Here is a 19,599-nt window from a genome sequence, read left to right as displayed (position 1 = left end):
TTCTATGGATAACAGTACCATCAAGGAAATCTTACATACCCTTCATCGGGCTGTTAAGAAGCCCACATCATAATCTGTACTCAGATTTGATGTGGGAGTATGTCACCTATTGGTATTTTTAATTATTTTTAATTTTTTTTTAATTAAAAGTGGGACAGGCTTATTGCCTGTTCTTGAATGGAGTAATTCACAGCCATCTTGCCTGGGCCAGACTGATTTCACAGGCTTTTGGGCCTGTGTCACTGGCTTTTGGCAATGATTTTTAATCAAGTGTACTTACTTCTTCAACCTGTAGTCGATCGCACCCAATGCGATCGCACACAATTGCACCACTCTCCGTACTCCGGGAAACTTCCAACTCAGCGTGCTGTGGTGCTTCAAACAACAAACGTTCTCCCGGAAATACCGTGCGCTCAAAATACCAATCAGGAATATTGGTAATCCGAGCAATTTGAATCTTGTTAGTAGTATTGATATACCAACACAGAATCTTTACAGAGGGATCGGAATTTACGGAGTTAATTGTTAAATTCATGTTCTTAAGTTGCTATTTTTGCAAGGAGGTGATTTAATCAAAAAGTTGACACTTACCAAGCTAACACAATTTTTTTAAAATGGCAATAATTATGTTATTTCCCTAGGTATTTCAACGGTTTAATTTGTCTTTAAACTTCTTAATTTACTGTCAAGCTTGTGCAAAGACAGGCGTACCTAAAGAACAAGATTCCCATGCACCCATAACAGGTGCGCTCAACAATTGGCACTGACCAAAGGAACCTGTTTGGATTTGATAGTGATGGCAAAAAGTACATTTAGAAATAGAATTGCAATGGCGTTTCGCAATTACAATTTTGGGCTTGTTTGCAATTTGATTGCGGTCTAGAAGTAGAGTGTTCATTAAATTACTTTTTATTTTTAAATCATTCCTATAAATTATGGCATCAAAATTAAATACCCTGCGTCTATCTTAAGGCTGACTTAATCTTTGACTTTTTTTCAGAATCGATCTAAACAATATCCTGCTTTCTGTTAAAAGTATAGGGATCAATTTAAAAAGCAGTGAACCCATTTGAGATACTCGACTTCTTTGTTATTCGTTCGGGTAGGACAAGGAATAAGGAAGAAAAAGAAACTATGCCCTACACCCTCCCCCCCAGCCCCTAGGGCTGGTGGGATCTAAGACGAAAGAAAACACGCCCTAGACCCAGCAATAATTTACTTGAGAACCGCTATATATTCTCCTGTAACTTGTTAAATAAAGTAGCCAATATAGTATTGGAAAATAAAAAACCTTCGGGATCGCTTAACCTCAAATTCCCGGACAGCCGTAGCAGTTTGCCCTGATTTAAAGTTGTGTGAACCGAAGCTATCCCGTCGGGAATCGCCCCATCAGAAGCCACAATTTCCACCCACCCTTGCCGCGAGTACCGTTGCAAAGACTGCCAAATTTTCTCAACGGTTTTTTGACCGAACTTATCAGCTAACTCTGACAAACTCAGCCCTTCTGCTAAACGCAAACCCAACATTAAGGTTTCTAATAAAACTTCATTTTCTGACCGGGGGAAATTTTGCTTAATTGTCGATTCAGCATCATCCTGGGAATCGATGGGAGAAATCGATCGCACCCATTCATAATATTCTTGAGTTTTGCGAGGTCTCGTCCACCGCACTCCATCCACATAACTCGCAGCCCCCATTCCCAAACCGTAATAAGGGCGATTTTCCCAATACACGCGGTTGTGACGACACTGATAACCGGGCCGAGCATAATTGGAAATCTCGTAATGTTCGTATCCAGAACCGGTGAGAATTTCTCGCGCTAAACGGTACATTTGAGCAGCGGTTTCATCCGCAGGCAAGGGTTGTTCCCCTGCTTGAAAATAGCGGCCGAAAGCTGTGACGGGCTCAATAATTAAGTCGTAACTCGACAGGTGAGTGGGGGAAATTGCTACGGCGGATCTCAGGGAAGCTTCCCACTCATCAGCCGTTTGGTGCGGCAGTCCCGATATTAGGTCTAAACTGAAATTGACTATACCCGTGGCTCGAATTATTTCTACTGATGCAAAAATATCAGCCACAGAGTGCGATCGCCCGCAAGCTTGCAACAATTCATCCTGAAAAGCTTGGGAACCCAAACTAACTCGATTAACTCCCGCGGCTACATATCCCCGCAACTGTTCTAAACTAAAGGTACCTGGGTCTATTTCTATAGAAATTTCCGCCTCAGCAGCAATCCCAAATTTGCTGTCGAGAGTTTCTAAAATAGTGGTTAATTGTTTCACTGACAGCAGGGAAGGTGTACCGCCACCAAAAAAAACTGTGTTCAGGGCTGACCCTTTATTTGGCGTTTTCTGAATTTCTTGACCTAGGACCTCTACGTATTGCACGATTGTGCCGGAATTCTCGCCATTTTTGCGATCGCCCACTACAAACACCGGAAAATCGCAGTAATAACAGCGGCGACGACAAAAAGGTATGTGCAGGTAAGCCGAACTGGGAATCCCATAATTTGCCCTTTGCACCCCTTTGTCCCCTTCAAATGTTAAATAATCTGTGGTATTTTTCATTCAAGATCACCTGAAAATTGTAATTTCTCATCTTAACTTTTAATTAAAATTTCAATAATAATTATGTATTTTATGACAGTTTGTTAACTGAATGAGAAATAGGCGATCGCCTATTTCAGTTTAACCACAAACTGTTTTGAGTAGCAGTAATTCCCGAAGCGACCGCCGCATCCGCCCCCATCGAGCAATTTTGTAGATGCGATCGCCGGCGACTAATGGCCTACAGGGCGATCGCACATCCCCCAAAAGTGACAAGCGCGAAAAATAAGTTTATGAAAATTAATCAGTAAATATAGCGATATCCGTCCGAAAGCCAGAAAAAACTATCCGCACGGGAAAGATATAATGTAAACAAATTCATTAACCTCGAACAATGCTAGACGCAATCATAATTATCTCATTCATAATCGCAGGCGGAGGCATCGGCTTTTATGGAGTCGAGCTCCTACCCACTAACTTGTTGGAACAAGTTACAAATATACAAGGTTTAAGTTCCGTACTCGGCGCCTTTGGGGCATTAATCGGCTTCGTGCTAGGATTAGTGGCTCAAACTACCTACCGACGGGTAGAAAAGCAATTCCGCGATATGCCGGTGGAAATGCTGCTGACACGGGCGATCGGCTTAATCATCGGACTCCTAGTAGCCAACTTAATGCTAGCCCCCCTGTTCCTGCTACCAATTCCCCGCGAGTTTGGCTTCATCAAACCTCTAGTCGCAGTCTTAGGTAGCGTCATGTTCGGTTTTACAGGAGTCAGCTTAACCGACACCCACGGCCGCGCTTTCCTGCGACTGATCAACCCCAAAAGCTTAGACACCACAGTGTTAATGGCTGAGGGTACTTTTAAACCAGCCAGTGCCAAAGTTGTCGATACAAGCTGCATTATTGACGGGCGAATTGAAAATCTACTAGAAACCGGCTTTCTCGAAGGTCAAATTATCATCCCCCAATTCGTTCTCCAAGAATTGCAAGTAATAGCTGATTCCGCCAACGACCAAAAACGAGTACGAGGTAGACGCGGCTTAGATATTCTCAACCGCATCAAAGAAACTTATCCAGAACGGATTCAAATTCACTCGGCTGACTACGAAGATATTGCCACAGTCGATGCCAAATTAGTCCGTTTTGCTTTAGATATCGACGGCATTTTGCTCACCAACGATTACAATTTATCGAAAGTAGCTACCGTTCAAAAACTGCCTGTTTTGAATATTAACGATTTGACTCAAGCCGTCCGTCCCACTTATTTACCAGGAGACACCATCGATCTCAAAATCCGCAAAGAAGGCAAAGAACCTTCTCAAGGAATTGGCTACTTGGATGACGGCACAATGGTTGTCGTGGAAGCTGGTAGCAGCTACGTTGGTGCTGAAGCTAGAGTTGTTGTTACCAGTGCCCTGCAAACAACCGCAGGCAGAATGATTTTTGCCCGCCCTCAAGAGTCGGTTATTGCTTAACATAAAGTAATATCAATTCCGGTTGTATCGTCAGGTGATTTAACCGCGAAGGCGCTAAGGACGCGAAGGAAGAGAAGAGAGAGTTTAATAATTCCGGTGAAGAGAGGATTTGGTATAACATGGCTAGAGCAATTAGGATTAAAAATTGCGATCTTTGTTTCCTAGCAGCCCCGATTCTCTACCGTGTGCGGTATGATGAATCGGGGCTGTGGTTTTTTGTATGTCTTAAGTGTTGGGAATCCCTAAGTAAAAATAATCCTTTGTACGCCTATGGTGGCACTTGGAAAGCTGGGAAAAAAAAATAGCCCTTAGTTAAAATAAACCAAGCCCGATGACATCTTCATATATTGAGGCGATCGCACATTTAAAATTAACACTCTTTAACTCAACTTCTTGCCCTTGAATGTAAGGATAAAGCACCCACAAACCCTCTGGATTCCGGCGGAAACAATCAACACCAACTTTTTCTTGATTAATTAAGACATATTCTTGTAAACTTTCACAAGCGCGGTAATCAGCAAACTTTTCACCTCTGTCAAAAGCCTCTGTTGTCGGCGACAGAACTTCGACAATTAGGCGCGGATAGCAAAGGAAATCTTCCGCAGCATTTTTATCCCGTTCATCACAACTCACCGCTACATCAGGATAATAATAAAAATTTGATGTATTGAGCATAACTTTCAGATCTGCAATGTAAGGTATGCAGCCAGTACCCCGAAGATGATTTCTCAGTAATGTTCCTATATTTCCCGTAATAATCACATGAGCTTTGCTTGCTCCAGCCATTGCATAGATTTCACCTTGTCTATACTCGTGTTTGATTTGGCTGATTTTCTCGCTTGCTAAATAATCTTCAGGAGAGACGTAAGTGCAACTTTTGCTTACAACCATAAAATTGTCAGCTTGGGAAAGATTTCACCACAATCGTAGCAGACCGCATAATATAATGTATGAATCCTTTTCCCGGATATCAAGCAGAAATGTTGTTGTTAAGAGAAGAATACGGCGGCAACTGGTATCGGTGGGAATCGAAAAATATGGAAGGCTGGCTTTGTCCAGCTTTGTTCAAATATTTTACCACAGCACCGCCGAAATTATACTGCAAAGCTGAAAAAATACCATAATTTAAAAACAAGTCAATGAAAAACTTGTCGATCTTTACAAGAAACTTATTTAAACCAGTCGATCGCCTATCTCGAAACAAGCCCAAAAACACCCTGTATCTATTTGGGGTATTTGTGCTGTCGATCCTAGCAGCAGTCTCCGCAGCGATCGCGGCAATTAGCGCACTCTTAGCCCCCGTGGAACCGCAAATAATGAGTAAAGTCTTAGACGCTACAGGGTTTAATGATATCTCATCCTCTGCTGCGGGCGATCGACTCTCACGGCCAATTAATATCTTAATCATGGGTGTTGACCGCGTACCCAAAACTTCTCTAAACTCCCCGAAAAAATTTGACGGGCGCAGCGATACAATACTCCTAGTCCGCATCGATCCTAGAGATAAATCTATTAATTTACTTTCGATTCCGCGAGATACAAAAATCGAAGTCCCCGGAATTAGCTTCAGCAAAATTAACGAAGCAAATGCTAAAGGAGGTTCAGCCTTAGCCTTACGATTAATTAGCAGTATGCTGAACAATATCACTATCGATAGATACCTGCGAGTTAACACCGGTGCCTTGCGGGAATTAGTCGATTTATTGGGACCAGTTGAAGTATTTGTACCTCACACCATGTCCTATCAAGATAATGCTCAAAAGTTAACCATCAAATTAGCACAGGGCTGGCAAACTCTCAACGGAGAACAAGCAGAGCAATTTGCTAGATTTCGCCATGACGGTTTGGGAGATATCGGCCGCATTGGACGCCAGCAATCTTTGATTCAAGCGATGCGAAATCGCCTCGGAAGTCCATCGGTATTACCCCAGATACCACAAATTATTCGAGTCATGCAAAAATATGTCAATACTAATTTGAACTTTCAGGAAATATTGACCCTGGCCAATTTTAGTTTGCAATTAGAACCAGATAATTTTAAAATGGTGATGTTGCCAGGGCGTTCTAGTTCAGCAGAAGGGGATTCTAGGAGTTATTGGATTTTAGATAAGACGGGGCGCGATCGCATTATGACACAATATTTCAAGCAAGGCACATCGGATTTCACCCAAGGACGATTTCGCAATCCTGGCAATTCTGCTATACCAACCAACCTCAAAATTGCTATCCAAAACGCGAATAGTCAACCCAAAACAGCTAAAAATGTGGCAGCATTTCTCCGAAAAAAAGGCTTTTCTAATGTATCGGTAGTCCCGGATTGGCCAGACAAGCAGCTTCAAAGCCAAATTATTGTCCAGCAAGGTGATTTAGATGGAGCAAATATGCTTAAAAAAGCATTAGGGGATGGTAAAATTGAGGCAGCTTCTACTGGTGAAATCGATTCTGATTTGACAGTTCGCATTGGTGAAGATTGGATAAAAAGATTTTAAATAGACTTGCTATAATCTCAAATATTTAAATCCTTGTCGGTGGGACAGGCTCAATATTAGCATCAAAGCCGCCCACTTGATTTGTCCTAATTATCCAGAGGAATGATGCTTGTTTTAATAATATTTTGGCAAGTTCATCTTGGGTGCGTCTGGGTAACATGGTCCGGTAACTAATCGCAGCTTTTACTGGATTAGTTAGACGGCGGAAGTGAGTTTTTTTAGGGTGAGCACGAATCCCCACTAATCTAGCGTTTTTGCGCCAATCGGGACGGACAATGCCCAGGGGAATTAAGATTTTTTCTAAACTTTTGCCTAAAGCTATTAATTCCTGAAATCTTTGAGTTTGTGCGTCGGTGGGATGGGTTTTTAGCCAGTCTTGAATCTGAGGATTTGATTCTACTTCGGCAGTGATTTTTTTGATGGTAGCGTAAATTGCTTGACTGGAATCTTGCACGCAGGAAGTTGCAGGGGTGACTAAACTCGCCCCGGTACCGTCTCCGCTGCGATAACGCGCCATCATGATATCTAATTGCTGGTTTAATTCGTCTAAAGGTGACAATTGGATGCTGTCGAAGTGGTAGTCAAGACACACGCAATCTAATTTACAAATGATATCGCAAACTGGGCGATCGCCCAACCAACCTCTTGCCAAGTCTCCCATATAACTTTGCCATTTGCTCGCACCGGCGATAATTCCGTCGGGATTGTGGGCGTACACTTGTTTGTATTCTATGTCAAAACGTAATTCATTGGTAAATCGATCGCGCACTACTTTGGCTATGCCAAAAGCAAAATGTCCTGTGACAATTCCCAGGGGGGCGAATTCGGCTTTTTTGCCACCGATACCGCCGAAACAGTGAATCACGATACCCATATCTCCTTCTTCCCAAGGGGAAGTACGATCGTTTTCTGCTTCTGTTGACGACGATAACAATACTATCTTGGCTTGCCCTTTTTGCTGGCGTGTATTTTGCCAATTTTTGCTGTTTAAATAAGCTAGGGATTTGGGCAGTCCAAAATGTGTTTCATCGGGGATTAGTTTGGTGATTTTTCGGGGTTCGATTGCTTGGACAACAAAAATATTGTCTGGACCTTTTTCGCCGTAAATGTACCAGCCTTCGGGATTTAATGGGGATTTTTCGATCTGGTGATTTGTAGACCTCGCTACTCCATTTTTGTCTGGCTTGACTTGGGGAATCCGAATGATTTCGGCAGGGCCATCAAACTGTTGAGATTTTTTGTTAAAGTGACGGACAATAAATTTGTCACTGTTGGGTTTTTTTCGCTGGATAATTGAGACGAGGGCGCACCAACGTCCGATAATTTGTACTGGTTCGCGCTCGATGGTGAGTTCATAGCGATCGCTGCTGCTATAATGAATAGCGATCGCTGGACGTCGCAGCATCACTGTCACGTTGTCTTCTAGTCTACTACCTGCCAGAGTTTCTAAAGGGCCGACATTGGCTAATCCGTTCAATCTATCTGGATGGATGTTGCCCGCTTTTTTACTATCTTCCACCTGTTTGGTGAAGTTAATATCTTGGGTGACAGCGTGGACAAAAAATTGAACTTCGCGATTGGTACTCCATTTTAAATTAACTATTTTACCGATAAAGTTTTGATACTTTCTCGGTGCGTTAAATACTTCAAAAAAAACCGAACCGTAGGGTTGCCGTTGTTCCTTTGATGGCAAAATTAAACGTCCATACCAAAGAGCGATGGGCTGATATAAATGGGCGATGGCTGGGGAATTTTTGTAGAGATTTTCCCCAGGTTGCAATGGCGGCACATTGCTGTTTTCTTCAAATATATTAACCGCGTCATGGCTGATATTTTTTCTGAATTGCGGCATTAAATCTTGTCGGTATTTTTGGAAATTCGCCTGCAACCACTTGATGAAAATCATCATAAAAATAAAAGCGGTTAACGAACAAATTACAGTCAAAATTATCAAGCCAATGCCAACAACTAATTTGTCTAACAATTGACCTGACAGCAGAATATTCTGGGGCCATGCAACAACAGATACTGTCATAAAATAATAACTAAAAACGAGTTTTAGGTTCCGTCCAGTCCGTGCTAGTTTGCGTGCCGAAAACTAGGGCTCTATCGTCGTTGACAGCTACGGTTTGGCCGGTCGTATCAACGGCACAAAGAGGCCAAGTTCCCTCCCCCAAATTGCCAGCGCGGAACAAAACTTGTCCTGGACAAACTTGACTCCAACCCAACAATACAGCATGAGTGTAAAGACTGCGAGCGGGAGCAACAGTATAGGTGTAATTATCATTTTTGTCCCAGATGACAGCGTAGTCAGACATATCCGAAGAACAGAAAATGGCTTCAAATTCGCGGGCGAGGAGGTGGGAACCTGTTTGATTCCAACCAACTGGTACTAAAATGGCGATCGTCCCAGACATATCAGTTTCGTCAGTAGCGTAAAACCCGCTTTCAGCCAGTGGCGAAGCAGCAGCCACGGTTTGCAGTTCCCCCGTTTTCAGATTTTCCACAAACATGACACTACTAACTCGACACTGGAATAATTCCGGCTGCACTTGTAACTCAATGCGACTGTAAGCGGCGTATTCACCATTAACCGAAACTAGGGAAGGACTGCGATAGTAGCGGACGCCAGAACCCATAGTCGAGCTAACTTTAGCATGAGTAGTGGTGATCCATTCCCAAGGAACGGGATAAGGGCTATTTAAAGGGTCGTTCATGGAGTTTTTTCCAAAAGTTATATTGCATTATCTAACAGATTTCCGATCTAAAATCGTCAGATTTAAAATCCCACATCTAAAATAGACATCTGGCAAAAAAGCTGTCAAGAGTACCCAGGATGCCTACCCCAAAGGAATGATTGTTTATGTTTCATCTCAAATCTCAAATCTTAAACCTAAAATCGAATGATAGTATCAAAATTGATATTGTAAGTGTACCGAGAGGGAGGAGCCATGACGGCATCTTTTAACCAAAAACCTTCAATTCCCCCAACTCGCGTCCCCAAGTCGCGGGGGAAAGGTGTTTTCGTACTATCGCTGATTTTTCGACTGTTACTGCTGGGGGTAGGTGGCGGTTTTGCCTGGGTTTTGGGAATGTCGATCGCCCAAATTTACCCATCTAGCGCCACAGAAATGCCCCTAGCCGAGAGATTCCTGCGTCTTACTCAAAATTTGACCCCCGGTGCGAAAAGCCCACGAGCCAAGCAAATTCCGGTGCTACCAACACCAACCACTACGCCGAGCCCGCAGTCGCAACTCAATCCCGCCGTCAAACAAAAGTTGCAGTCAGATTTGAGAAAGTTACAGGGAGAGTTAAACGCCCTCATCGGGCGCACGGCTGCTTTGGAAAGCCAGTTGGGTAGCAGTCGCCCGACGGAAACCTTGGAAAAACGATTGCAGTTGATGTCGCGGGAATTAGCATCACCGGAAACAGCCACCACACCCACTCCGGCTTTACCCGCCATTGGCGCGACTCCTACTCCACAGCCCGTGACGGAGGCACAACCAAGCGATAATCCCGTGTTTGCAGGGGATGCGCTGATGGTAACTTTGCCTAGCGATGTTTTGTTTGATACTGGCAGTATTTCCTTGCGCGTGGGAACCAATGCGATTTTAGATAATTTGGTGGCGGATTTGCGCAATTACCAGGGGGCGACTGTACAGGTTTCTGGACACACTGATAATGTGGGGGAAGCGGTGGATAATCGCAATTTGTCTTTTGCGCGAGCTCAGGCGGTGGCGAACTATTTGTCTAATGTGCTTGGGGAGAAGTATCATTGGGTGGCGATCGGCTATGGAGACAGTCGCCCTTCGGTGGATAATGGTTCCGATGCCAATCGGCAGCGCAATCGCCGCATTGAAGTAGCAATTAGTCAGTAGTCAGTAGTCATTAGTCAGTAGTCAGTAGTCATTAGTCAGTAGTCATTAGTCAGTAGTCATTAGTCAGTAGTCAGTAGTCATTAGTCAGTAGTCATTAGTCAGTAGTCATTAGTCAGTAGCAATTAGTCAGTAGTCAGTAGTCAGTAGTCATTAGTCAGTAGTCAGTAGTCATTAGTCAGTAGCAATTAGTCAGTAGTCAGTAGTCAGTAGTCATTAGTCAGTAGTCAGTAGTCATTAGTCAGTAGTCAGTAGTCATTAGTCAGTAGTCAGTAGTCATTAGTCATTAGTCATTAGTCAGTAGCAATTAGTCAGTAGTCAGTAGTCATTAGTCAGTAGTCATTAGTCAGTAGTCATTTGTTGGTTATTTTTTGTTAATTGTTCGTTGTTAGTTTTTGGTTCTAATAACAATTACCAATTACAAATTACCAATTACCAATTACAAATTTATATGAAAATTATCTTTTTTGGCACTCCAGAATTTGCGGTTCCTACTTTATCCAGCCTGCTAACTCATCCCGAATTCGAGGTGGTAGCTGTTGTCACTCAGCCGGATAAACGCCGGGGAAGAGGCAATCAATTGATGCCTTCACCAGTCAAAATGGCGGCTTTAAATCACAGCCTCCCAGTTTTGCAGCCCTCGCGAATCAAGAAAGATACCGAAACAATTGCCCAACTGCGGGCTGCGGAAGCTGATGTGTTTGTAGTGGTAGCTTACGGTCAGATTCTGTCTCAAGAAATACTGGATATTCCTAATATAGCTTGCGTCAACGTTCATGGTTCAATTTTACCCAAGTATCGCGGGGCGGCACCGATTCAGCGCTGTCTTTATGAGGGAGAAAAGGAAACTGGAATTACTACGATGTTGATGGATGCGGGGATGGATACTGGGGCGATGTTGTTGAAGGATTTTGCGGGAATTACGCTGTTGGATAATGCTGATTCTTTGGGAGATAGGCTGTCAGAAATTGGGGCGGATTTGTTGGTGGAAACTTTGGTTAAATTCAGGGATGGGAAAATAGAAGCTATTCCTCAAAATGAGGCAGAAGCGACTTATGCGCCGATGATTAAGGGTGTTGATTTTGTGTTGGATTGGTCGAAAAGTGCGATCGCGCTTCACAATCAAGTTAGGGGTTTTCACCCCGATTGTACGACGACTTTTCGCGGCAATTCTCTGAAGGTGATGGCTACAGCGCCAGTCGGGCCAGAATATTGGCTACAATTACCGCCAGAGTTGAGGGTTTTGGAACGGGAATGGCCTGTTTTGTCCCAGTTGTCAGGGGAGAATGGGGCGGTTGTGAAGCTTGTGAAGGGCTTAGGGGCGATCGTCCAAACTGGCAATGGTTTATTATTATTACGGGAGGTGCAGTTAGCTGGTAAAAAAGTGCAGTCTGGGGTGGATTTTGCCAATGGAACTCGATTGGCTGCGGGCGAGATTTTTGGTGGTGTGGAGGTTAAGGGTTAGGTAGAACCTCGAAGGGTTGATTAGTTTGTTCCCATGTCTGAATCGCTATATAAAGTTTTGTCAGCCGGAAATGAGCAGACTCATAGGCTAGCCTTAAATTTATTTCTAGTACATTGGATTCAACCTGCTTGGAGTTACAGGAACCTAATGCTTTACAAAGTGCGATCGACAAAATAGCAATCATATCGTGACCACAACAAATATACCACATATCGTGAGCATTTGTTTTTAAGCTATCCATCTTTGTTTTAACTTCTGTCTCATTAAGTCCCGGTTGTTGAGAGTTATTTTTCACGGCTTTCATCAAGTCGGATTCATTTAATGCCAATGTTTCCTTATTTATAAACTTATTAAAAGCTAAATCTTCAAATCTTAAACAATAATCAAACTTCAGCGAAGCCCATCGCAAATAACCGATAATCCTGGCACTTTCCAATAAAGTCTGGCGAACATCTTTACCAAAACCCTTGATTTTGTCTTCCGAACCGTGTTCCAAAAGCACCTTTTCAAGTGCTGGCGACTTCAGCAGCATAGTTTCCAAATCGTGAGTATCTGTAAACAGCAAGTTCGGACTGAGTGGAACAGTTCCTTCTAATATATCAAAATCAGCATCAACCACACCCAAGACACCAGCAAAGTTATCTCTTTCAAGGATATTGAGCACTTTCACAGCATTATCCTTGTTATGGGCAATTTCCACACGACACTTTGTTGAGTCTACCAAGTTTTTCCATACCCGCGCATCTGTATCTCCCTCAGCAATTAGAAAAGAATGTTCAGTGAATTTAGGTTGATTTCTCAGCAGGCGAATTTGGTTGGCAATGTAGCTAGGGTTAATATGTTCTTTCATTCAACTGGCCTTGCTAATTCCACTGTCAAATCCCAGCGATCGTCTATAATGCTTGGAGAATGAGTTGCTAATAAAACATCAAAGTTTGCCAGCTTAATAATTGCTTGCAAATCTTTGAGAAACTCGATTTCCCATGCTATATGCAGCGAAATTTCTGGTTCGTCAATCAGAACCAGCGAGTTAGGTTTAACTTTGAATAATAACTCGTAAACCATTACCAGTTCATGCTGTTCTCCGAAAGATAAGTCTGTCGGCGACAAAGGCTTACCACCCGCCGTTGTAAAGGTAAAACCTTTCTCTTTACTGATGCTCATATTTTTATAGAGAAATCGCTGTTTAATAATTCTTGTAAAAAGTTCTATTTTAGTAGCGAGTTCCTTAAAAACCATGAGTTTTTGTTCTACATCTTCAACATACACCGACAAAATATTTTTGGTGGTATTATCAATATGTTGTTCGATTTGAAAATCAGGATTTTCGTCTTTATCCAAAAGACCAATTTCTATGAGACGATAACGCTTTTCCTCAATTTTATTTAATTTGTCGCGAAGTGTTTCTTCTGTTAGGTTAGAGGGTGCTTTTTTGTTGAAAATTCTTGCGGGAAAGGTTCTTTCAAGGGATTGAGACAATGCACCATATTCAGCCAGCTTTGCCTGAATCTCTTCTGCAAGTTCCTGGGAATATATACTAACCGATGGAATCATTGAGGGGTGTTTCGTGTCTACCGCTGCTTCAGGAACACTTGACGGAGTTAACAAACGCTGAGTTTCGATAAAATGAATGTCTATCGAGCTTTTTAATTCTGACAGCCACTTTGGTTCTTGCTTAAGCCTCCTTGCTAAATTTGTAAAATCTTCAATAAAGGACATGGCAATATTTTGTCTTGGGAATAATTGCGTAATTGTATTTTGATCCCCTAATTGAATTACTGAATTTACTTCGTCCTCTGTAGCACTTAAATGGAAATCCAGTTTTACTCCTGGATGTGTTAACAAATCTGGTGAGAATATCTCTACTTCTGCACCAGGGCGATTAAAATGAAACGTTAATTCTTCGTCTTTTTTATTTTCATTGGTTCGATCGATAGATTTAGTTACTTGCACTTGACTGCCATCATCAAAGTCTATTGTAAATTCTGCAAATGGAATAGTCCGAAGTTCTGAGTAACGTGAATTAAAAAATCCATTAATGAGCCTGAGTAATGCTGTTTTGCCAAATCCATTCGGACTGTGAATAATCGTGATTCTATCTTCCCTGTTCAAGGAAACCGGATGGTTGAAAACTCCAAAAAGTTTGGTGACTGAAATCTTATTGATTCTCATTTTTCCCTCTAGTTATATCAAATCCGTTAGTATTGAAATTATTCCTATTTCTCTTCTCTTCCTCTGTGTTCTCTGCGCTCTCTGCGGTTAAATAATTCCCCTACCTAAAAATCTGCCACAAATTCCTCTTTCCCTCCCAACAAACCCTGCGCCGCCTCCAACATACTCTCCGCAACATCCTTCAAATCTTCACGACTTGCCAAATAAGTTTTCAAAGCATCCAATGGGTCTATACTATTATTAGCATTCAATTCGGGCAACCGCGGCCTTGCTAACTGACTGATTAATTCCGGTTGAATTGTGTAGCTGTGCGCTGCGCTCAAAAGTGCGTGCAATTCTGCATTGTCTATCAAGTCTAATTGTTCCGATCGCAATTGGTAGATCAATCTCACCACCGCGTCAGTTATCTCTTTCTTCCCAATCGCTTTCACCAACTCAGTTTGCGGGTTTTCCGCTTCAGCCACATTCACCTTAATTGTCTGAAATTTCCGCACCGGTAAAGCGCAAAATTCCCACTCAGCTTGGCCCCGTTGCAAATTAACTAGCACAAACCCCTTATCTTCTTTCTCTTCACTAAAATCAACCCGTTCAATGCTTCCCGGATAAATTACAGGCGGATTGTTAGAAGCATTCAGATTTTGGTGTTTGTGAACGTGGCCGAGAGCCACATAATCGAAACACGGACGAGTTAACATGGAGACGGGAATATTAAAGCCTTTTCCCACTGCTAAAAAACGCTCTGCACCCAAACTGGCTTTATCTGCCATTAAGTGTGCTAAAAGTACAGTGGGGATGTTTGGATCGAGACGGCGAATTTCTCCTTCAAGTGCGATCGTCAGTTTTTCGGTTAATAATTGGTTAACATCCCCCACGGAAAGGTTTTCGGTTTCTGATTTAGTCATTAAAGTCGATCGCGTTAACCAAGGTAATGTTACCACCTGTACCGGGCCGTTGCGGGTTTCGATGCGGTGAGTATCCAGGCGATCGCCTACAATAAACTTAGGTATACCCAAAGTCCGATAAATCCCCAAACTCGCCCCACCTTGTCCCTGGGAATGTTGATCGTGATTTCCCACTAGCAAAACCGTCGGAATTTGCGCGTCCACCAAGCGGCTAAATTGACGCGCAAAAGCCTCTTTTACAAACGGTGGTGGCGTGGAATCGGGGAAAGCATCCCCGCCGAATATGACTAAATCTACGGGTTCAGAAATCGCTCTATCCATACATTTACTCAGGCTATTTCCGAAGTCTTCCAAGCGTGTATTTAAACCGGTTTCGGGATTGACGCGCCCGTGAGAAAAGCCGCTTCCCATGTGGATATCTGAAAGGTGTAAAATTTTAATCATTTTGTTATTGGTGATTGGTTGTTAGCTTATACCAATTTAATGTGAAGTTGCACATATTCCGATCCCCCTAAATCCCCCTTAAGAAGGGGGACTTTGATTGGACTCTTGTCCCCCCCTTTTTAAGGGGGGTTAGGGGGGATCGAATTCTATGCAGCTTCATAAAAAATTGGTATTAGTCGTGATTCAAAGTGCAACTATCAACTCCATCTTAATTTTACACTTTGTTGGGTTCTAGTTCAATACTGCGGCGCTGGGGATTGATCCGTTTTTCCATCGCAAATATTGCCTTATCCTCCTCCAACCCGATTTCATGAAACTCTTTAAACAACAACCCAGACTCAATTTTCGCGATCGCAGTTTCCAGCCACTTGTCAAAGGAATCATATTCAATACTTCTAAACGGATAACTCTTGTAGTCAAAACTGATGATTTGTCCGGGAATACCGCCGAAACAGCCTTCAGTATCCACAACCCGCAGCCACCAACTATCTACTTTCATAAACGGAATCCATGCTTCATTCCAATATTCCCCTGGTTTCCATTCAGAGAAACTAACTTTGCTTTCCCCATCCCAAAAATCTTTCTCCTTCGCAATACATTCTAAAGGTAAAAGACTCCTACCATGCTCGAAAGGAAACAGCCAATTATCCTCTAAACTTTCATAGGCTGAACCATTACACCAGCGGTAAAAATCGTAGAATGTTTGAGGAAGTTCCCGTTGGTAACGATTTTTGAATAATTCGATTTCTGTTTCTGCTACACCGGGATTGAGTAAACTTAGCGCATCGGGATAGCAATTTTCTAAGGTTTGTGCAAAGGTGCTGACGAGAGGAGTTTGGGGCCGCAAGTGGTTGTCCATATAAGCTCATCGGCATTTAAGTTACATGATACAAATTATAGCAAAATCCCCAAAACCAGGTTGCTGTGAAAAATCCTAAATTCTCAACTAAGGGCGGTTATTTGATGCGCTCTTTTATGTATTCTGCGATGGCTGGTTGCAGTTGGAAGAGGGTGCGATCGCCCTTTTGGACTTTTTCGATTAACAACCTCCGTCTCAAGGATTCGACGGCTTTGAGGAATTCTGAAGGGGATAATTCGAGCAGGGCTGGCTTTTTGGAGATTTCGACTGGTTTGTTTTGATTGGCCAACCAGGACATTACTTGTTTTTCCGTCTCTGACAACCGCTGAAAATGTTGGTCTAATAAGTATTCTAAGTCTCCTAAAACTAGGCTATTATAGGATAAAAAGTCAGTAACATTGCCGCTAAATAAGTCTTGAATTCCAGCAGCTACTATATTTAACCACAAGGGATTGCCTTTGTAAAGCTCAATCAATTCTGACCAGTTTTCTGATTCGGCTAAGCCTTTTTTTGTGAAGATTTCTCGCGCTGCTTCGCCTAAGCCATTCAGTTGCAATGTTTGACAATTTTTCGGGTGGCTTTCTAAGGCTGCAATTTCTCTGGGCTTTTCCCAACTGAGCAAGATTATGCAACTGTTGTGGGATGATTCTGCTATTTGTTTGAAGAATGGGCCGTAGTTTTCATAGTCCGGTTGATAGTTTCCTGCTAGTTGTTGGCTGCTGAAGATTGTTTGCACATCATCGAGGATGATCAGACAGCGGTGCGATCGCAAATGGTGGATTACCCCCCCCAGCCCCCCCTTGCTAAGGGGGGGAGAAAGAGGTTGAGTCTCTTGGCCGCTATAGTCTATTACCCCCCCCAGCCCCCCCTTGCTAAGGGGGGGAGACGGAGACGGAGGCTTAATCTCTTCGCCCCAATAGTCTATTACCCCCCCCAGCCCCCCCTTGCTAAGGGGGGGAGACGGAGACGGAGGCTTAATCTCTTCGCCGCTATAGTCTATTACCCCCCCCAGCCCCCCCTTGCTAAGGGGGGGAGAAAGAGACGGAGGTTGAATCTCTTCGCCACGCCTGGGAGAAGCAGGCTGAATCTCTTCGCCCCCCCTTGATAAGGGGGGGTTGGGGGGGTTAGTTTCTTGCTGCTGCGATAGGAATTGAATTATGTAGGTTTGGAGTGTTTGAAGAGGTGGCGCGTCGCGGAGACTTCGCCAGATGATGCAGTCGAATTCCTGTTGAATTTGCGGGATTAGTTGCAGTGTCAGGGCGGTTTTGCCAATACCGGATAAGCCTAAGATGGTGATGAGGCGGGTGCGGCTTAAAATCCAGTTTTCTAGGGTGGTGAGTTCGGATGTGCGATCGCAAAATGTGGAGATTTCTGGTGCGTCGCCTAAGTCGATGCGGGGCTGTTTTGCTGTTGGTTCGGGGTTTTTGGGTGTTTTGGGCGATGATCGCACTTTTTCATGACAAATGTTAAGGTTATGATTAACTGTTACATTCTCACCAACTGTTACATTTTCGCCAACGATTGCTGATTGATAATTATAAATTTTACTATTTTCTAATACTGCCCTAAAATTTGCTTTAGTAATATTTTTTTTCAATCCTTTAGAAAGTGTTTTCCAAAGGTCCGATCCGACATTTCTGACATGACTTGGACTTGAGTAAACTTCTTGAGCAATTTGTGTGTAAGTTGCGTCTTCTAATGTTCCCCGCAGAATAGCATCTTGCACATAATCTAAATGCTTTCCCGTCTTAGCAAAAATTAGCTGATCTGCCAGGGTCAAGACTTCTGCAATATCCATACATTAGGGAGAAGCTGGAGTTTACGCCATTCATTATACCTAACATTTCGTACAATTGTGACATTTTTGATTTTGTCATCTGTTCAAAGTCAGGACTTTTCCTACACAGCTCATCCTTTATATTAATTCATTAAGGTGTTGAGAGGATATTTTTATGAAGCGAGTGCGGTGGCTCAGCGGTTTGTTCCTCGCTGGGATGTTATGTGTGATGTTGGGGACGGTTGGCGCACAAGTGGCACAGGCCCAGCGTCCTATTCCTTTAGCTGACCTGAAGTGTGTGGCCAGATCGGGTAACTGGAGATCTAACCAACAAGATATTTCTGTCGGCAGACAAATTTACACGACTGTTTTATATATTGAGCCTAATACCGCTATGACTTGTAGACTTCCTGGTGGGCCCGCTACTCTCCGGCTGGAGTTTGCAATTCCTGACACTTCGCAAGCCCCACCAGCACGAATAGATGTCTATGTTGACGGAAATCAAGTAGCCTCCCAGACAGGCGATTCCGGTCAAGTAAATACAATGCTAGTAAATATTAGTAGTGGTAAAAGTCTAGCAGTAGAAGTATTTTGTGCTAGAGCCACAAATTGCGGTGGTTACTACTGGTTTATGAAAGCTCAAATTGAGCCGGGGGCACGTTCTCCAGGGAGAAGATAAATTATGAGTATTAGCCGCCGTCAATTTAATCGGATCGTCATCTGGGGTGGCGCTTCTTTTGCTGCTTCCGCCACATCGGGCATCTTTTTCCCCAAACCTGCTGAGGCTTTTTCCCTAGAATTTCCGATTAGTGCTTTATCAGCCGATCGCGTTTTTAACGGTATTCAAAAATATTGTGCAGCCGAACCCATCCCCGGCGTTCTCTCACCAATTTTACAAGGTAATAGTAATGTTAGCAGTAAAATAGAGGTAGCCGCAGCCAACCGGATTCGCACCGCAGACAAAGAATTTGTCAGTCGCAATTTTACTAGCAAAAGAACCGAATTAGCCATGACTGGCAGTGGTGTTCCAGGGAACACGACTATCAGTAGTTTGTGGGGCCGGCAAAGACAGGAGAAAGTCGGCCCGAATGTTGGCTTTGGCTTCGTGCAAAAGTGGGAAGATCAATACAGCGATTCCAAAATTTCCGGGCCGACAATGTGCGCGATTCATAACGCTCAAAAAGTCTTAGCCGATCAAAGATTGACACCTCCAGAAATCGCCGCTTCTGTCTTACCAACGCGATCGCGAATAGATGATAATATCTCTTGGGGAGGAGATGCCGATGCGTCTGCTGGGAGAAATCCCGGTGCTGTTTTTGCTCAATACGATACAGCCGCAGGTACGGTGACATCTCGCTATGATTTAGTTGAACCGGGGCCGAAAGGTTTTGGGCGGGTTGAGTATATTATTGAAGCGGAAAATCAGCCTCGGCGGGTGATTTTGGTGACGGTGAGGTTTTAGGGGAAATCAGCATTACGACGATCTATATTACGACGTTCTGTAGGGGCGGGTTTTACGAATAATCATCGCCAGAAACAAACAATCTCGAAAACCCGCCCCAGCCCCACAAATAGGATTGGGGCGGTTTTTTT

18 protein-coding genes are annotated in these 19,599 nt (G+C 43.4%); 7 read left to right on the top strand and 11 right to left on the bottom strand.

Features of this window, described 5'->3' with window-relative positions; genetic code table 11:
- Positions 1-262 precede the first annotated feature (262 nt).
- The 3 genes from P2A85_RS27725 to hemW form a co-directional block, all read right to left on the bottom strand.
- Positions 263-535, bottom strand: a complete 273-nt coding sequence (locus P2A85_RS27725) for a DUF1830 domain-containing protein (protein ID WP_341732804.1) — start codon at positions 533-535, stop codon at positions 263-265.
- Between the two features lie 150 nt (positions 536-685).
- Positions 686-898 carry a hypothetical protein gene (locus P2A85_RS27720; RefSeq protein ID WP_377476680.1) on the bottom strand — a complete coding sequence of 71 codons (213 nt, stop codon included), beginning with the start codon at positions 896-898 and terminating at the stop codon, positions 686-688.
- 331 nt (positions 899-1,229) lie between these two features.
- Positions 1,230-2,567, bottom strand: a complete 1,338-nt coding sequence (gene hemW, locus P2A85_RS27715) for a radical SAM family heme chaperone HemW (RefSeq protein WP_377476679.1) — start codon at positions 2,565-2,567, stop codon at positions 1,230-1,232.
- A 373-nt stretch (positions 2,568-2,940) separates the two neighbouring features.
- Between hemW and P2A85_RS27710 the strand changes: the two genes are divergently transcribed.
- On the top strand, positions 2,941-4,023 hold the full coding sequence (locus P2A85_RS27710; RefSeq protein ID WP_341732806.1) for a PIN/TRAM domain-containing protein: 1,083 nt from the start codon (positions 2,941-2,943) through the stop codon (positions 4,021-4,023).
- A gap of 312 nt (positions 4,024-4,335) precedes the next feature.
- Here P2A85_RS27710 and P2A85_RS27705 read toward each other — a convergent pair whose 3' ends face one another.
- Complete coding sequence (locus P2A85_RS27705) at positions 4,336-4,914, bottom strand: Uma2 family endonuclease (protein WP_377476678.1); 579 nt, start codon at positions 4,912-4,914, stop codon at positions 4,336-4,338.
- 59 nt (positions 4,915-4,973) lie between these two features.
- Between P2A85_RS27705 and P2A85_RS27700 the strand changes: the two genes are divergently transcribed.
- Complete coding sequence (locus P2A85_RS27700; protein ID WP_377476677.1) at positions 4,974-5,147, top strand: DUF6717 family protein; 174 nt, start codon at positions 4,974-4,976, stop codon at positions 5,145-5,147.
- 15 nt (positions 5,148-5,162) lie between these two features.
- Positions 5,163-6,512 carry an LCP family protein gene (locus P2A85_RS27695; RefSeq protein WP_377476676.1) on the top strand — a complete coding sequence of 450 codons (1,350 nt, stop codon included), beginning with the start codon at positions 5,163-5,165 and terminating at the stop codon, positions 6,510-6,512.
- A 25-nt stretch (positions 6,513-6,537) separates the two neighbouring features.
- Here P2A85_RS27695 and P2A85_RS27690 read toward each other — a convergent pair whose 3' ends face one another.
- Complete coding sequence (locus tag P2A85_RS27690) at positions 6,538-8,547, bottom strand: abortive infection protein (RefSeq protein WP_377476675.1); 2,010 nt, start codon at positions 8,545-8,547, stop codon at positions 6,538-6,540.
- Between the two features lie 10 nt (positions 8,548-8,557).
- Positions 8,558-9,229 carry a hypothetical protein gene (locus P2A85_RS27685; RefSeq protein ID WP_377476674.1) on the bottom strand — a complete coding sequence of 224 codons (672 nt, stop codon included), beginning with the start codon at positions 9,227-9,229 and terminating at the stop codon, positions 8,558-8,560.
- Between the two features lie 234 nt (positions 9,230-9,463).
- On the opposite strand from P2A85_RS27685, the gene P2A85_RS27680 reads away from it, so the two are divergent.
- Together P2A85_RS27680 and fmt are read left to right on the top strand one after the other, a co-directional pair.
- Entirely contained in the window at positions 9,464-10,390 is a 927-nt protein-coding gene (locus tag P2A85_RS27680) for an OmpA family protein (RefSeq protein ID WP_377476672.1), read from the top strand.
- Positions 10,391-10,838: 448 nt separating this feature from the next.
- Positions 10,839-11,852 (top strand): methionyl-tRNA formyltransferase, encoded by a 1,014-nt coding sequence (gene fmt, locus P2A85_RS27675; protein WP_377476671.1) that lies wholly within the window; start codon positions 10,839-10,841, stop codon positions 11,850-11,852.
- Here the strand turns inward: fmt and P2A85_RS27670 are convergent.
- From P2A85_RS27670 to P2A85_RS27650, 5 genes are all read right to left on the bottom strand, one after another.
- Positions 11,842-12,702 carry a DUF4435 domain-containing protein gene (locus P2A85_RS27670; protein WP_377476670.1) on the bottom strand — a complete coding sequence of 287 codons (861 nt, stop codon included), beginning with the start codon at positions 12,700-12,702 and terminating at the stop codon, positions 11,842-11,844. The genes fmt and P2A85_RS27670 overlap by 11 nt on opposite strands.
- A complete protein-coding gene (locus P2A85_RS27665) occupies positions 12,699-14,024 on the bottom strand; it encodes an AAA family ATPase (RefSeq protein ID WP_377476669.1) in 1,326 nt (441 codons plus the stop codon). Before P2A85_RS27665 ends, P2A85_RS27670 begins: the two co-directional genes overlap by 4 nt.
- Before the next feature lie 104 nt (positions 14,025-14,128).
- Positions 14,129-15,370: an exonuclease subunit SbcD gene (sbcD, locus tag P2A85_RS27660; RefSeq protein WP_377476667.1), complete on the bottom strand. Its 1,242-nt coding sequence runs from the start codon at positions 15,368-15,370 to the stop codon at positions 14,129-14,131.
- 214 nt (positions 15,371-15,584) lie between these two features.
- Entirely contained in the window at positions 15,585-16,229 is a 645-nt protein-coding gene (locus P2A85_RS27655; protein WP_377476666.1) for an SMI1/KNR4 family protein, read from the bottom strand.
- 97 nt (positions 16,230-16,326) lie between these two features.
- Positions 16,327-18,027, bottom strand: a complete 1,701-nt coding sequence (locus P2A85_RS27650; protein WP_377476664.1) for a hypothetical protein — start codon at positions 18,025-18,027, stop codon at positions 16,327-16,329.
- 154 nt (positions 18,028-18,181) lie between these two features.
- Here P2A85_RS27650 and P2A85_RS27645 point away from each other — a divergent pair, with 154 nt between their 5' ends.
- Entirely contained in the window at positions 18,182-18,685 is a 504-nt protein-coding gene (locus P2A85_RS27645; protein ID WP_377476662.1) for a hypothetical protein, read from the top strand.
- A gap of 3 nt (positions 18,686-18,688) precedes the next feature.
- On the top strand, positions 18,689-19,468 hold the full coding sequence (locus tag P2A85_RS27640; protein WP_377476660.1) for a Tat pathway signal protein: 780 nt from the start codon (positions 18,689-18,691) through the stop codon (positions 19,466-19,468).
- Positions 19,469-19,599 lie beyond the last annotated feature (131 nt).

The sequence above is a fragment of the Microcoleus anatoxicus genome (assembly GCF_042465725.1).
Classification (GTDB): Bacteria; Cyanobacteriota; Cyanobacteriia; order Cyanobacteriales; family Microcoleaceae; genus Microcoleus; species Microcoleus anatoxicus.
This window is presented reverse-complemented; position numbering and strand designations above follow the sequence as displayed.